This is a genomic window from Bradyrhizobium roseum, assembly GCF_030413175.1.
In the GTDB taxonomy this organism is placed as follows: Bacteria; Pseudomonadota; Alphaproteobacteria; order Rhizobiales; family Xanthobacteraceae; genus Bradyrhizobium; species Bradyrhizobium roseum.
Genome location: NZ_CP129212.1, coordinates 7,066,876 through 7,080,809 on the forward strand (window position 1 = coordinate 7,066,876; position 13,934 = coordinate 7,080,809).

17 protein-coding genes are annotated in these 13,934 nt (G+C 63.1%); 7 read left to right on the top strand and 10 right to left on the bottom strand.

Annotated elements, in window-relative coordinates; translation table 11 throughout:
* Positions 1-8: 8 nt before the first annotated feature.
* Together QUH67_RS33505 and QUH67_RS33510 are read right to left on the bottom strand one after the other, a co-directional pair.
* Positions 9-827, bottom strand: coding sequence for an SGNH/GDSL hydrolase family protein (locus QUH67_RS33505; protein ID WP_300944224.1), 819 nt, complete (start codon positions 825-827; stop codon positions 9-11).
* Positions 824-2,062, bottom strand: a complete 1,239-nt coding sequence (locus QUH67_RS33510) for an OpgC domain-containing protein (RefSeq protein WP_300944226.1) — start codon at positions 2,060-2,062, stop codon at positions 824-826. Before QUH67_RS33510 ends, QUH67_RS33505 begins: the two co-directional genes overlap by 4 nt.
* A 234-nt stretch (positions 2,063-2,296) precedes the next feature.
* Here QUH67_RS33510 and apaG point away from each other — a divergent pair, with 234 nt between their 5' ends.
* Both apaG and QUH67_RS33520 read left to right on the top strand, forming a co-directional pair.
* The gene (apaG, locus tag QUH67_RS33515; protein WP_300944228.1) at positions 2,297-2,689 is read left to right on the top strand and encodes a Co2+/Mg2+ efflux protein ApaG; all 393 of its coding nucleotides are present in this window, start codon (positions 2,297-2,299) and stop codon (positions 2,687-2,689) included.
* Positions 2,690-2,931: 242 nt separating this feature from the next.
* Positions 2,932-3,249, top strand: coding sequence for a hypothetical protein (locus tag QUH67_RS33520; protein WP_300944230.1), 318 nt, complete (start codon positions 2,932-2,934; stop codon positions 3,247-3,249).
* Positions 3,250-3,585: 336 nt separating this feature from the next.
* Here the strand turns inward: QUH67_RS33520 and QUH67_RS33525 are convergent, their stop codons facing one another.
* Entirely contained in the window at positions 3,586-3,939 is a 354-nt protein-coding gene (locus tag QUH67_RS33525; RefSeq protein ID WP_320416115.1) for a DUF1488 family protein, read from the bottom strand.
* On the opposite strand from QUH67_RS33525, the gene QUH67_RS33530 reads away from it, so the two are divergent.
* The 4 genes from QUH67_RS33530 (at position 3,920) to QUH67_RS33545 (ending at position 6,220) form a co-directional block, all read left to right on the top strand.
* Positions 3,920-4,147, top strand: coding sequence for a hypothetical protein (locus QUH67_RS33530; protein WP_300944234.1), 228 nt, complete (start codon positions 3,920-3,922; stop codon positions 4,145-4,147). The genes QUH67_RS33525 and QUH67_RS33530 overlap by 20 nt on opposite strands.
* A gap of 537 nt (positions 4,148-4,684) precedes the next feature.
* Positions 4,685-5,014, top strand: coding sequence for a response regulator (locus QUH67_RS33535; protein WP_407080381.1), 330 nt, complete (start codon positions 4,685-4,687; stop codon positions 5,012-5,014).
* A 106-nt stretch (positions 5,015-5,120) separates the two neighbouring features.
* Entirely contained in the window at positions 5,121-5,900 is a 780-nt protein-coding gene (locus tag QUH67_RS33540; RefSeq protein WP_300944238.1) for a sensor histidine kinase, read from the top strand.
* 92 nt (positions 5,901-5,992) lie between these two features.
* Positions 5,993-6,220 (top strand): hypothetical protein, encoded by a 228-nt coding sequence (locus tag QUH67_RS33545; protein WP_300944240.1) that lies wholly within the window; start codon positions 5,993-5,995, stop codon positions 6,218-6,220.
* A 56-nt stretch (positions 6,221-6,276) separates the two neighbouring features.
* On the opposite strand, the gene QUH67_RS33550 is transcribed toward QUH67_RS33545, so the two are convergent.
* From QUH67_RS33550 to QUH67_RS33560, 3 genes are all read right to left on the bottom strand, one after another.
* The gene (locus tag QUH67_RS33550; RefSeq protein ID WP_300944242.1) at positions 6,277-7,284 is read right to left on the bottom strand and encodes an Hsp33 family molecular chaperone; all 1,008 of its coding nucleotides are present in this window, start codon (positions 7,282-7,284) and stop codon (positions 6,277-6,279) included.
* Positions 7,285-7,486: 202 nt separating this feature from the next.
* Positions 7,487-8,413, bottom strand: coding sequence for an ornithine carbamoyltransferase (argF, locus tag QUH67_RS33555; RefSeq protein WP_300948264.1), 927 nt, complete (start codon positions 8,411-8,413; stop codon positions 7,487-7,489).
* Positions 8,413-9,621: an aspartate aminotransferase family protein gene (locus QUH67_RS33560; RefSeq protein ID WP_300944244.1), complete on the bottom strand. Its 1,209-nt coding sequence runs from the start codon at positions 9,619-9,621 to the stop codon at positions 8,413-8,415. Before QUH67_RS33560 ends, argF begins: the two co-directional genes overlap by 1 nt.
* 518 nt (positions 9,622-10,139) lie before the next feature.
* Here QUH67_RS33560 and QUH67_RS33565 point away from each other — a divergent pair.
* Positions 10,140-10,649, top strand: a complete 510-nt coding sequence (locus QUH67_RS33565; protein WP_300944246.1) for a GcrA family cell cycle regulator — start codon at positions 10,140-10,142, stop codon at positions 10,647-10,649.
* 178 nt (positions 10,650-10,827) lie between these two features.
* Here the strand turns inward: QUH67_RS33565 and phoB are convergent, their stop codons facing one another.
* From phoB to pstA, 4 genes are read right to left on the bottom strand one after another with little or no spacing between them, the layout of a single operon-like run.
* On the bottom strand, positions 10,828-11,532 hold the full coding sequence (gene phoB, locus QUH67_RS33570) for a phosphate regulon transcriptional regulator PhoB (RefSeq protein ID WP_300944248.1): 705 nt from the start codon (positions 11,530-11,532) through the stop codon (positions 10,828-10,830).
* Between the two features lie 10 nt (positions 11,533-11,542).
* Positions 11,543-12,259, bottom strand: coding sequence for a phosphate signaling complex protein PhoU (gene phoU, locus QUH67_RS33575; protein WP_300944250.1), 717 nt, complete (start codon positions 12,257-12,259; stop codon positions 11,543-11,545).
* Between the two features lie 11 nt (positions 12,260-12,270).
* Positions 12,271-13,092 (bottom strand): phosphate ABC transporter ATP-binding protein PstB, encoded by an 822-nt coding sequence (gene pstB / locus QUH67_RS33580; RefSeq protein WP_300944252.1) that lies wholly within the window; start codon positions 13,090-13,092, stop codon positions 12,271-12,273.
* Positions 13,089-13,934: a phosphate ABC transporter permease PstA gene (gene pstA / locus QUH67_RS33585; RefSeq protein ID WP_300944254.1), complete on the bottom strand. Its 846-nt coding sequence runs from the start codon at positions 13,932-13,934 to the stop codon at positions 13,089-13,091. The genes pstB and pstA overlap by 4 nt, the downstream gene beginning before the upstream one ends.

A 13,934-nucleotide genomic window follows, 5' to 3' on the forward strand; every position in this document is an offset into this window, starting at 1 on the left:
GCAAATCCCTAATTCTGCTGCGCCGGGTCCAGGCGGGCCGCATCGAACACGAATTTCGACAGCGCGCGGCCGAGGCAGGCATGAACCCGCTTGGCCATGTCGGGGCCATGGAAGGTGCTGAACAGATCGAAGTCTCCGGCGTCGTTCCAGTGACGCATGATACCGAAGCGGTCGAACAGCGGAACACTGTACTGCTGCGCCACCACCCGCATATTATCTAGGTAGGGCGGCGCGGAAATCATCGTTTCCGTGCGCGGGCTGTATTGCAGATTGATCAAAACCACGTCGGCCCCTGCCTTTTGCAGCGCAACAACCCCGTCCCCGACCGCCCCGCGAAAATCGTCGGGATCGACGGATCGCATGGCATCGACGGTTCCGGTCTGCCAGATCACCAGAGTAGGCCTTTTTGCTTCCACCAGCTTAATGAGGATGGCGTCGGTTTCCTCGGCGGTCTTGCCCCCTTGTAGTTCTACGGACATCTCTATCGGAACCGACGGCAGCTTCTGCTTCAGCGCGGCCAGCAGCTTGGCAGGATAGGCGCTGTCGGCCGAGGAGGCGATGGTCGAGGAGCGGCTGCCCACCACCAGGATGTTCAGCGGCCGGCCGTTCTTGACGGCCTCGGCAACCCTCGGCAGCAGGCCGTCGGTGCTCAGGAGATAGGCCGGCACCTCGCAGGCCTGGGGCGGGGTTTGAGGCGCGGCTTGAGATGGGACCTGGGGTGCGGCTTGAGATGCGTCCCGAGATGCGTCTTGGGCAAGCGCCGCCGCGCCGACCGCAAGGCCGGCGAACAGGGACAGGGCTAGTACGGCTCCGGAACCGGGCCTCATACGCTGCCTCCAGCCATATCGGCATTCACCATGCGGTTGGCCTTGGCCGCATCCTTGTCGGCCGAGTGCTTGTACCACGAAATCACCCAGGCCACGCCCCACATGATGAGGATTCCGACCAGGCTGACGAGGGCATGCATAAGGGCGCCCCCGCCAACTTCGGCCAGTACGAAATGGCCTGCGAAGGCCAGGAAGACACCGAGGCAGAATATCTCAAGGGAATGCTGCCCGCACAGGATCAATGGTCGCAGCCAGCGCGATTTCAACCCAGGCCAATCCTTGGGCAGGAAGCGCACGGTGAGTGCGGCAAGCGCCAGAAAATGGGCAAATCGCAGCACGTCCAGATCGGTCTTGGTGATCGGGTACATCCATTGTTCCAGCCGCTTCGGCATCAGGAAACTGAGCTGCGGGATGTGCCAGGTCAGCGTGACGAAGAACGCAAACAGCAGATAGGCGACGCAGATCCACAGCGTCACCGGCGACGACAGGATGCGCGACATCCGCGCGGCGCCGCCGAGCGCGCACCAGGCGCCGAACACGAAGAGCAACTGCCAGGCGAACGGGTTGAAGATCCAGAAGCCGCTCGGATAGGCCGTCAGGTACCAGTCGAACTGCCAGGCCAGCGCGTATAGCAGCACCGACAGACCAAGCGTGACGTCGGGCCGCCACTTCATCAGCCACAGGATGATCGGCAGGAACAGCATCAGCACGATGTAGAGCGGCAGCACGTCCATGTTGACGGGACGGAAGCGCAGCAGCAGCGCCTGCACGATGGTCACATCGGGCTGCTTGAGAAAATCCAGGATGCCCATTTCCTCGCTGTAGAGCGGGTTCTCGAACCGGGTGGCGACGTAGGAGATCTCGGCGAGGAAGATCGTGAACAGGAACACATGCGCGACGTAGATCTGCCAGACCCGGCGCATGATCCGCGCGGTCGCCACCACGAAGCCGGCCTGCAGCATCGCCCGGCCGTAGACGAAGGCGGCGGTGTAACCGGAGATGAAGATGAAGATCTCGGTGGCGTCGGAAAATCCGTAATTGCGGATGGTGAACCAGGTGAGGATGTTCGCCGGCAGGTGATCGACGAAGATCAGCCACAGCGCCATGCCGCGAAACAGGTCGAGCCGCAATTCACGCTCGCCGGTCGCGGGCAGCGTGATCGCCGGCGCAGAAGCTGAGGCAGGCTTGCTGTCGCTGCGAGGCGTTGCGATAACGGGATCGGCAATGGACGACATCTGGCACCGCTGGTTTGGCTTTTTATGCGTGCACTGTCCGGGACGGATCATATCGGCCCGCACCCTGCATACAAGATACGCCGACAGATACGGGAACGGACCGCGCGCGGGCGCGCTCTAGAACGGAACTATGTTGAAACCGCGATCAAACGACCGGCAAACCCGGCAGACCGGTGATTGTTCCCCCGGCATTCTTGGCTATGATATACGCAGGATTTCCGGAAGTTTGCCCGCATGTACCGCGCCGTCACCCGCCAGATCGAAGTCACCGTCGAGCCGAACTTTTTGCCCGAGCGCTCGTCGGTCGACAAGGGGCAATATTTCTGGTCGTACACCATCGTCATCACCAATACCGGCGCCGAGACCGTGCAACTGCGCACCCGGCACTGGGTCATCACCGACGCGACGGGCCGCAAGCAGGAAGTCCGCGGCGAGGGCGTGGTCGGCGAGCAGCCGGTGCTGGCGCCGGGCGAGCGCTTTGAATACACCAGCGGCGTGCCGCTGCCGACCGCGTCGGGCTTCATGGCCGGCCGCTACCAGATGGTCAGCGCCAGCGGCGAACGGTTCGAGATCGACGTGCCGACATTCTCGCTCGATAGCCCCGACAACAGGCGGGTGTTGAACTGACGAGCGCCTGGCGCTCGTCATCACCGGGCTTTACCGGGATCAATTATTTCGAAAAGCCATCTCAGGAAGCTTCGTGAAATTGCACGGCGCACGCTTTCCGGCCGCCGCCCGGCTTGTCGTTTGCCGCCCTTAACCATGATGTTCATCCGACGCGATCGGGGAAGATTAGTTTCCCGGCCAAAGGAACCATTGCCCTACGAGCCTATTGGCTCGCTGACACAATCATTTTTGAAAGAAATAACATGAAAACCCTCGCGATCTATCTCGCCGCCGGCGCAAGCGCCCTTCTCGTGACGGCCGCTTCCGCTGCACCGTTTTCCCCGAATGCAGTATCCGCTCCGGAGAGCAACATTCAGAACGTCCGCATGGTCTGCAATGAAGCCGGCCGGTGCTGGCGCGAGCGTGGCCAGCGCCGCGTCATCATCCGCGAGCAGAGGGATTCCTACGGATATGCTCCCCGTCGCGAGCGCTATATCGGCCGTCGTGGCCATAGCGAGGGTGCCGGCATCGGCATCCGTGCTCCCGGCGTCAGCGTCGGAATCGGCACCGATCGCTACTAAGCCGACGACAGTCTGACCAGCATTAAAGCCGCGGAGAAATCCGCGGCTTTTCGATGTGAACTCTCATCGCGCATCGGTCGGGATCGCGCACGCACGCCGACGCGCGGTCCGTCAGCCTGGCCGGATTCAGACGTGCGGGGCGTTTGTGCCCCGCAGCCGTTCCGCATACCAGAAAGCCCCAATCATTGCGAACGAGAGAACGAACAACGCTCCGCAGACAAGGAGCGTCGGCACCGAATTGATATCCATGGCTTTCTCCGGGAATCCGAGCGCGTGCAGTTTTCGTCGCGACCGACGCAGCGCCCACTCGTCAGCCTCGCAGATCAGATCAGTCGTTCATTTTCGAAAATCTGCCGCGACCAGATCGTAAGAACCCCGGCCTCCACGGACGTAGATCTTCGCAGCCGCAGCGCATATCGCATCGCGGTTGCAATCGAACGCATTCAGGAATCCAGACTCGTCGAGACGCGCGTCCGGCTGGATACGCCGCAACGCGCCTTCGTCTATGAAGAACGTCGCTTCCAGCGCGCTGTCGTGCCCCCAGAACCGCACGGCTCGCCGAGTCTGGTCGTATGAGCGGCTATGATTTGGAAACGCGATCATGAGGGTGGGACCGATCGACTCTCGCCGGCGAAGTTGCGCTGACCGGCGACGCGCCCATCGATGCGACGTGCGGTTGGTCAGTGTCATTGAAAAGATTTGGCGTGGCGTCTGCGCTGCCGCAAAGGGGATGCCGGGCAATACGATTGCGCTGCCTTTGAAGTGGCTACTCAGTGTCGCATTACAAGGCTCGTCAGGTCCCGCGCCGAAAACAAACTACGATTCTTCTCGCTATTCGGCGGACGATCGCTATATGGTCGGTATCATCGCGCGCCCCTTGGCTGTTATCGATGACTGAGAGCTTTGCGCTCCCGCCTAAAACCAGAGGCGGTCATATGCCAAATTCCAGATTAGACCTTCGTGAGTGGTGGGTGCCCCCGGTGTTGATGCCGATCTTTCTTGTGCTGCTGGTCGCCGCTGCGACGGTTGCCCAATGGTAACCCGGCGTCACGCAGCTTCACGGCAGAAACAGAACCCATCGACGCTGGCTCAAGATCTGAACACGGGCGCGGACGCCGCCCTGGACAGGGCTCGCGGGATGCTTCCGGGGGATGAGCGCACCGAGGCGATGCAAAAGGCATTGGTCCTGCGCAATGCCTCCGACATCCAACGCCTTTTCGGCGGCAAGCGCGACACACCTGCCGCATGACGGAGGCTTGGTCCGCTGGCGGCAAGGTGGGGTATTATTGTTATGCCGTCGGGGATCGTATGGGCCACGAGATGCTTGTCCCGGATGAACACTTATATAACTCCATGGCCGCGTCCCATGGGCTCCTCGACGATGGCGCTTGACCATTCCGGCGTTCCCGCCGTCGTTCTCATTGTCGAGGATGATATGATGCTTCGCATGCGTGCGGTCGACATGGTCGAAGACGCCGGTTACACGCCGGTCGAGGCGATGGATGCCGCCGAGGCGATCGCCATCCTGGAATCCCGATCCGACGTCGCACTGATGTGCACCGACATCCAGATGCCAGGGCAAATGGACGGCGTCGGCCTTGCGCAGGCCGTGCATGCGCGTTGGCCCGCGATCAGGATCATCGTTGTATCGGGTCAGTTGAACCTGCCGCATCTCGATCTTCCTCCCCACAGCACGTTTCTTGGCAAGCCGCTCGATGCCGGGGAAGTGATCGCCGAAATGCGTGAAATGATCGGCCGCGCCTGAGGCGTCAGCACTTTGGCGCCGAATCCAGCCCAAAGCGCATGACTGCGGCAAAAACCCAGCCTCCGAAGATCAGTGCGGTACCCAACCTATGGTGATACAATCGGCGATGTCCCCAGCCGATCTCCGAACCGATCCGCGTCCCGCAAGCAGCGCAACACCATATCAGGACGATCTGGCGGCAGAAAACGTCAGCCTGCGGCTCTTGCTCGCGCAAGCCGAGATCAATGCACAGAGTCTGCTGGCCACGGCCGGCATCGACGCCAGGGAGCGCGAGGCGTCGGACAAGCTGCAGAAGCTGATCCTCGAGGAACTGCACCATCGTATCAAGAATACGCTCGCAACCGTTGGCGCCATCGTCTCGCAGAGCCTGCGCGGACTGCCCGACGCCGGGCACGCGCAGCAGGCCATCGAGGGCCGGCTGCTCGCGCTGGGGCGCGCGCATGATCTGCTTTTGCAGGCAAGATGGAGCAGCGCGAACCTTGCCACGATCGTCCGCAGCGCCACCGAGGCCTTCGATAGTCCCGATGAGCCCAAATTCTCGATCGCGGGACCCGATATCCGGATGATGTCGGGCGCCGCCATCGCCATCGCGATGACGCTCAACGAGCTTTGCACCAATACCACCAAGTTTGGCGCCCTGTCGGTCCCGCAAGGGCGCGTCGACATCCACTGGACGCTGGATCAGCAGGCGCAGCGCCTGCACCTTACATGGACGGAAAGGAATGGCGCAGCCGTCCGCCCGCCCGAAAAGCGCAGCTTCGGCACGCGGCTGATCGAGACGCTCGGCAGGCAGCTCCGGGGCGACGTGCGGCTGACCTATGAGCCGACCGGGTTCGTCTATACATTCGACGTGCCGATGGCTTCCCTGACGTCGGCGGCGGCCTGAGCCCATATCCGGGCAACGTGGGCGCCAACGGTTGCTTTCATCCGTTCGACGCTCCACATCGAACCGAGATGACAAACCAGAAAGAAACGATGATGAAAAAACCCGTCCTCACCCTTGAAGAACCTGAGCCGAGAAAGCCGACGAGAGCCGACCGCCCCCCGACCGAGGGCTTCGTGACGGTCGTCGACGGCCACTTCAAATCGGAATTCGACACGGCGGAAGCGGCCGAAGCGGCGGGACGAAAACTGAAGTCGGCCTATCCGATGCTCCAGATCGAAATCTATGACGCCGCCACCAAGGTTCGCACGCTGCTGAGCTAGGACGACAGGCGAATTGTGGATGGGGTCACCGGCCCTGGCCCATCTACGAAACGGCGCTACTCCTCGACGCCGGCTTCATGCGGCGTGAACTGGTAGACCGACGAGCAGAATTCGCAGGTCACCACCACCTTGCCGTCCTTGACCATCTCGGCGCGGTCATTTGGCGCAAAACTCTTCAGCATCGCGGAAACCGCGTCCCGCGAGCAGGAGCATTGCGCCCGCAGCGCCACTGGCGAGAACACGCGCACACCGCGCTCGTGAAACAGCCGGTACAGCAGCCGCTCGCCCGACAGATCGGGATCGATCAGTTCGACATCCTCAACGGTGCCGATCAGCGACTGGCCCTCGACCCACGCGTCGTCCTCGGCGACCTCATGCGTCACCACGCCTTCCGGCGCGTCGCCGGGATGCAGGTCGGCCTGCCGCGCGCGCTCTGGCGCCTTCGGCAAGAATTGCAGCAGCATGCCGCCGGCGCGCCAGCGATGCTTCGGGCCGCTGCCATCGCCGCCGCGCCACTCCTCGCCGACCGCGAGCCGCACCCGGGTCGGGATCTGCTCGGAGCGCAGGAAATATTCATGCGCAGCGTCCTCAAGACCGCCGCCCTCGAGCGCCACCAGGCCCTGGTAACGGCTCATGTCCGCGCCCTGGTCGATGGTCATCGCCAGATGGCCCTTGCCGAGCAACGCACCCGAATCCTGGCCGTCCTTCAGCCGCTTTGCGTCATAGCGCGCATAGGCGCGCAGGCGGTCGGGCGACTGGAAATCCACGATCAGGAACGACACCGGACCGTCGGTCTGGGTCTGCAGGATGAAGCGGCCGTCGAACTTCAACGCCGAGCCGAGCAATGTCGCCAGCACGATCGCCTCGCCGAGCAATTTTCCGACCGGGGTCGGATAATCATGCTTGGTCAGGATGTCGTCGAGCGCAGGGCCAAGCCGGGTCAGCCGGCCGCGCAGGTCGAGCTCGGCAACCTCGAACGGCAGCACCGCATCATCGACGGGAACGGACGACGGCGCGCGAACCGGCGCCTCGATCGTGATTTTTGCGTCTGATTGTGAATCCATGGCGCCTTATCTGGGGTCGAGAAGCGAAAATTGAAGGGGGCCAGAGCTCCCTCCACGGGTCGTTGCCTTGTGCGCAATTGCGCACCTGGCGCAGGGACCCATAGCCACAGGGTGCAATCGTGAAGCACCACGTCTGACACACTTCGGCAATCGTCAGATCACGCGGCACGTGGCCCTTCGCTCACGGGGACGACGTCAAGAGCTACGCCACTTCGTTAAAGCACCAGGCCAAAATACCCTTCTGCGCATGCAGGCGGTTTTCGGCTTCGTCGAACACCACTGACTGCGGGCCGTCGATCACCTCATCGGTGACTTCCTCGCCGCGATGCGCCGGCAGGCAGTGCATGAAGATCGCGTCCTTGTTGGCCAACGACATCAGCTTCTCATTGACCTGATAGGGCTTGAGCACGTTGTGGCGGTGCTCGCCGTCCTTGTCGCCCATCGAGACCCAGGTGTCGGTGACGACGCAGTCGGCACCGCGCACGGCGGCTTCGGGATCGGTGCCGAGCACGATCGGTGCCTGCGTCGCCTTGATCCAGTCCTTCATCGCCTTGTTTGGCGCGAGCTGCGGCGGGGTCGCGACATTGAGCTGAAACTTGAATCGCTCCGCCGCATGCGCCCACGACGCCAGCACATTGTTGTCGTCGCCGGTCCAGGCCACGGTCTTGCCCTCGATCGGCCCGCGATGCTCCTCGAAAGTCATCAGATCGGCCATCACCTGGCACGGATGCGAGCGCCGCGTCAGCCCGTTGATCACGGGCACGGTGGCGTGCGCTGCGAGCTCCAGCAGCGCATCGTGGTTGAGGATGCGGATCATGATCGCATCGACATAGCGCGACAGCACGCGCGCGGTGTCGGCGATGGTCTCGCCGCGGCCGAGCTGCATCTCCGCGCCCGTGAGCATGATGGATTCGCCGCCGAGCTGGCGCATGCCGACATCGAACGACACCCGTGTGCGGGTCGAGGGACGCTCGAAGATCATCGCCAGCGTCTTGCCTTCGAGCGGCCTCGTGGCCTTTTCGTGCGCCTTCAGCTTCGCTTTCATCGCGGCGCTCGCGGCAAGCATGTTGCGCAACTCGACAGGCGGCAGCTCATTGATGTCGAGGAAGTGGCGGACGGGTTTACTCATCATCCCGCCGCCTTCTTTAACTGGTTGCCCGACAGCGCGACACAGGCGCGCTCCAGCATCTGAACGGACTCCTCGAGCTCGGCCTCGGTCACGATCAGTGGCGCCAGGAAGCGCACCACATTGTCGCCGGCGCCGACGGTGAGCAATTTCTGGTCCCGCAGCGCGTTGACGAGATCGCCCGAGGGAACCACGGCCTTGACGCCGATCAAGAGCCCCTCGCCGCGCACTTCCGCGAGTATGGCGGGATAGCGGTCGACCACGGAGGCGAGCTTCTGTTTCAGCAGCAGCGACATCTTCTGCACGTGGTCGAAGAAGCCGGGCTTGAGCATGACGTCGAGCACCGCATTGGCCGAGGCGATCGCCAGCGGGTTGCCGCCGAAGGTCGATCCGTGCGAACCGGGCGTCATGCCGCTGGCCGCTTCCGCAGTCGCCAGCACCGCGCCGATCGGAAAGCCGCCGCCCAGCGCTTTCGCCAGCGACATCACATCGGGGGTGACGCCGATGCGCTTGTAGGCAAAGAGATCGCCGGTGCGGCCCATCCCGGTCTGCACTTCGTCGAACGCCAGCAGCAGGCCGTGTTCGTCGCAGAGCTGCCGCAGCGCCTTGAAGAACGACTGCGGCGCCGAACGCACGCCGCCCTCGCCCTGCACCGGCTCGATCAGGATGCCGGCGGTATGCGGACCGATCGCCTTCTTCACCGCTTCGAGATCGCCGTGCGGCACCTGGTCGAAGCCGTCCATCGGCGGGCCAAAGCCTTCGAGATATTTGGCGGAGCCGGTGGCGGCAAGCGTGCCGAGCGTGCGGCCGTGGAACGCGCCCTCGAAGGTGATGAGGCGATAGCGTTCGGGATGGCCCTTGGAGAACTGATAGCGGCGCACGAGCTTGATCACGCCTTCCATCGCTTCCGCGCCGGAATTGCAGAAGAACACCATGTCGGCGAAGCTCTGCTCGCACAGCCGCGCGGCGAGCTTCTCTCCGTCCGGGCTCTTGAACAGGTTCGACATGTGCCAGAGTTTTGTCGCCTGCTCCTGCAGCGCCGCGATCAGGTGCGGATGACAGTGGCCCAGCGCGTTGACCGCGACGCCCGAGGTGAAGTCGAGATAGCGCTCGCCACCGGTCGATGTCAGCCAGCAGCCTTCGCCGCGTTCGAAGCCGAGGTCGACCCTGGCAAAGACGGGGAGCAAATGCGAGGCGGCGCTATGGGTCATGGCAATCACTTGAGGTTCGAGCCCTGTCTTCAAGACCTGCCGTGGAGCACGTCCGTGCCTTGACATCGGTGCCTTGGCGCGAGGCGGCGACAGCCGGTCTTGCGAAACGAAACGTGCCGCCTCTTTGGGGCGGCACGTGAGAGGCATTCTATGTGGGCGCGGAGCGCTGTCAACACGCCATGGAACACGCCTTTCCTGCATCTCAGGAGGGCTAAATCCGTAGGATTGCGGTGTGGTGGAAAACACGCAGTATCGTGCCTACATGTCGGAACATGTGGACGTTGGGGCGCGGACTCTTGCGCCGGAGTCACGCCATATTGTAGCTTTTGGGCTGTCGGGTACGACATCTCGTGCGGCGGTTTTTATCCCTAAGAGTCCATTTTGTATTGCGTACACGTTCGGGCGCGCTTTCCGCGCCCGGCGAGGGCTAAGGGATTCTGACCGCAGGGTTTTTTGAGACGAATGACGTCGCCCGCGCTGCCCCATATCGGCCGGCGCGGTGCGAAGGAAAGACTACGATGACGGTATTGACCTGGTCCGACGATCGCGTCGAGCAGCTGAAGAAGCTCTGGGAAGCCGGCTTGTCGGCAAGCCAGATTGCCGCGGAACTCGGAAATGTGACCCGAAACGCTGTGATCGGCAAGGTGCACCGGCTGGGCCTCTCCGGCCGCGCCAAGTCACCCTCCTCGGCCGCGCCGCGGCAGCGCAAGGCGCGCCCGGCCCAGCAGATGGTGCGCGTGTCGCGCCCGGTTTCGCGCGGCAACACCGCGCTGGCGCACGCCTTCGAGGTCGAGATCGAACCCGATCCGATCGCCTTCGACAACGTGGTGCCGATGAGCCAGCGGCTGTCGCTGCTCGAACTCAACGAAGCCACCTGCCACTGGCCGGTCGGCGATCCCGCCAGCCCGGAATTCTTCTTCTGCGGCGGCAAGGCGCTTTCGGGACTGCCCTACTGCGCGCATCACTCGCGCGTGGCGTATCAGCCGGCGTCCGATCGGCGGCGTGCGGCACCGAAGCCGACCCGTTAAGTCGCGCGCGATACTCCAAAGCGGCCGTCCCTGCAAACGCAGGGGCCCATCACCACAGGTGTGTGGGGTTTTGGCGAGCGTGAGCTCCGGGCTCAATTCAACAATCGAGATTCGTGGTTATGGCTCCCCGCGTTCGCGGGGACGGCGATAGAATGCAGGGTGAGGCACTGGAGCCGTGCTACGACTCCACCTTCGCGAACCGATCATCCAGCGCATATCCCGCGCCGCGCACGGTGCGGATCGGATCCTGTTCGCGGCCCGGGTTGAGGAGTTTGCGCAGCCGGCCGATGTGGACGTCGACGGTGCGTTCGTCGATGTAAATGTCGCGGCCCCAGACGCTGTCGAGCAATTGCTCGCGGCTGAACACGCGGCCGGGATGCTCCAGGAAAAATTCCAGTAGCCGATACTCGGTCGGGCCGAGATCGATCGAGCGGCCCGAGCGCGCGACGCGGCGCTTCTCGCGATCGAGTTCGATATCGCCATAGGTCAAGACGGTAGCGAGCCGCTCTGGGCTTGCCCGCCGCAGCAGACCCTTCACCCGCGCCAGCAACTCCGGCACCGAAAACGGTTTAACGATGTAGTCGTCGGCGCCGGTCGCAAGGCCACGCACCCGCTCGCTCTCCTCACCGCGCGCCGTGAGCATGATGATCGGCAACTGCTTGGTCTCCGGCCGCGCCCGCAAGCGACGGCACAGTTCGATACCCGACAGGCCCGGCAGCATCCAGTCCAGCACGACGAGATCGGGAATGCGCTCCTTCAGCCGCGTATCGGCATCGTCGCCGCGGCCGACGGTTTCGACCTCATAGCCTTCGGCGTCGAGGTTGTAGCGCAACAGCGTGGTCAGCGCTTCTTCGTCCTCGACCACCATAATGCGCGCGCTCATCTTTTATTCCTCAAGTACTAGGCAACGTGGTGGCAAACGTCGTCATGTCGCCCTTCGGGCGCTTGTCGAGCATCTGCTGGCCTTCGATCATGTAGAACACGGTTTCGGCGATGTTGGTCGCGTGATCGCCGATCCGCTCGATATTCTTGGCACAGAACATCAGGTGAATGCAGAACGAGATGTTGCGCGGGTCTTCCATCATATAGGTCAGGAGTTCCCGGAACAACGAGGTACAGATGGCGTCGACTTCCTCGTCGCCCTTCCATACCGCCAGCGCCGCCGGGAGGTCGTGCGCCGCATAGGCGTCCAGCACCGATTTGACCTGCGATTGCACCAGGTCGGTCATGTGCTCCAGGCCGCGAATGAGCTTCAGCGGCTGAAAATCATTCTCCAGCGCGGCGACGCGCTTTCCCATGTTCTTGGCGAGATCGCCGATCCGCTCCAGGTCGGTGGCGACACGCATGGCGCCGACGATCTCGCGCAGATCGACCGCCATCGGCTGGCGCCGTGCGATGGTCAGCACCGCGCGCTCCTCGATCAGGTGCTGCAGACGGTCGACCTCGACATCGGCCGCGACGACGCGGTTGCCGAGCGCGACGTCGCGGCGGACCAGCGCGTCGACGGATTCGGTGATCATGCGCTCGACCTGGCCGCCCATCTCGGCGACGAGACGGGTCAATTCCTGGAGGTCGCTGTCGAACGCCTTGGCGGTGTGTTCAGAAGCCATTTTCTATCTCCTCAACCGAACCGGCCGGTGATGTAATCTTGCGTGCGTCGATCGCTCGGGGAGGTGAATATCTTGTTGGTGTCGTCGAACTCGATCAACTCGCCGAGATACATGAAGGCGGTCTTGTCGGAGACGCGCGCCGCCTGCTGCATGTTATGGGTGACGATCGCGATCGTGTAGTCCTCCGCCAGTTCGGTGATCAGTTCCTCGATCTTGGCGGTCGAAATCGGATCCAGCGCCGAGCAGGGTTCGTCGAACAGGATCACCTCCGGCCGCACCGCGACCGTACGCGCGATGCAGAGCCGCTGTTGCTGGCCGCCGGACAGCGAAAGGCCGCTGGCATTGAGTTTGTCCTTGACCTCGTTCCACAGCGCGCCGCCGCGCAGCGCCTTCTCGACCCGGCCGTCCATCTCGGACTTGGAGATCTTCTCATAGAGGCGGATGCCGAAGGCGATGTTTTCGTAGATCGTCATCGGGAACGGCGTCGGCTTCTGGAACACCATGCCGACACGGGCGCGCAGCAGATTGAGGTCGAGCTTGGGGTCGAGAATGTTGGTCTGGTCCAGCATCAACTGGCCGGTCGCTTTCTGGCCGGGATAGAGATCGTACATCCGGTTGAAGATCCGCAGCAGCGTGGACTTGCCGCAGCCGGACGGGCCGATGAAGGCCGTGACACGGTTGGTGCCGAGCGTCAGATTGATATCCTTCAGCGCGTGATGTTCGCCATAGTAAAAATTCAAGCCGCGGGCGGTCACCTTTGGCGGCGCCTCGGGCAGCGCCACCTGCGGAACGGATCCGCTCGCATTACTCACGGATACGGAGAGTTCGGTCATTTGGATGTCCTCTCGGCGCCGAGAACGCGCGCGCCAATATTCAGGGCCAATACGGTGAGCGTGATCAGCAGCGCCCCGCTCCAGGCGAGTTGCTTCCAGTAGGCATAGGGGCTCTGCACGAAGTTGTTGATGGTGACCGGCAGGTTCGCCATCGTTTTGGTCATGTCGAGACTGAAGAACTGGTTCGACAGCGCGGTGAACAGCAGCGGCGCGGTCTCGCCGGCAACGCGCGCTGTCGCCAGCAGCACGCCGGTGATCAGGCCCGCGCGCGCGGCGCGATAGGCGATCCGCCGGATCACCAGCGAGCGCGGCAGGCCGAGCGCGGAGGCTGCCTCACGCAGTGGATTGGGCACCAGTCCCAGCATGTCCTCGGTGGTGCGGACCACCACGGGGATCACGATCACGGCCAGTGCCAGACAGCCGGCGAACGCCGAGAAGCCGCCCATCGGCACCACAATCGCGCCGTAGATGAACAGGCCGATAATGATCGACGGCGCGCTCAACAGAATGTCGTTGATGAAACGGATCACCGACGTCAGCTTGTCGTGCTTGCCGTATTCGGCGAGATAGGTTCCCGCGAACAGGCCGAGCGGCGCGCCGATGCCGACCCCGATCACGGTCATCATGATCGAGCCGACGATGGCGTTGCGCAGGCCACCGTCGGTCGAACCCGGCGGCGGCGTATCCTGGGTGAAGACGGCGAGGTTGAGCCCGGCGAGACCGTTGTAGAACAGCGTGAACAGGATCAGCGCCAGCCAGGTGACACCGAACAAGGCGGCGCCCAGGCAGAGAAACTTAACAATGATGTTGTTGCGGCGGCGGGATGCGTAGATCGGGTTCAT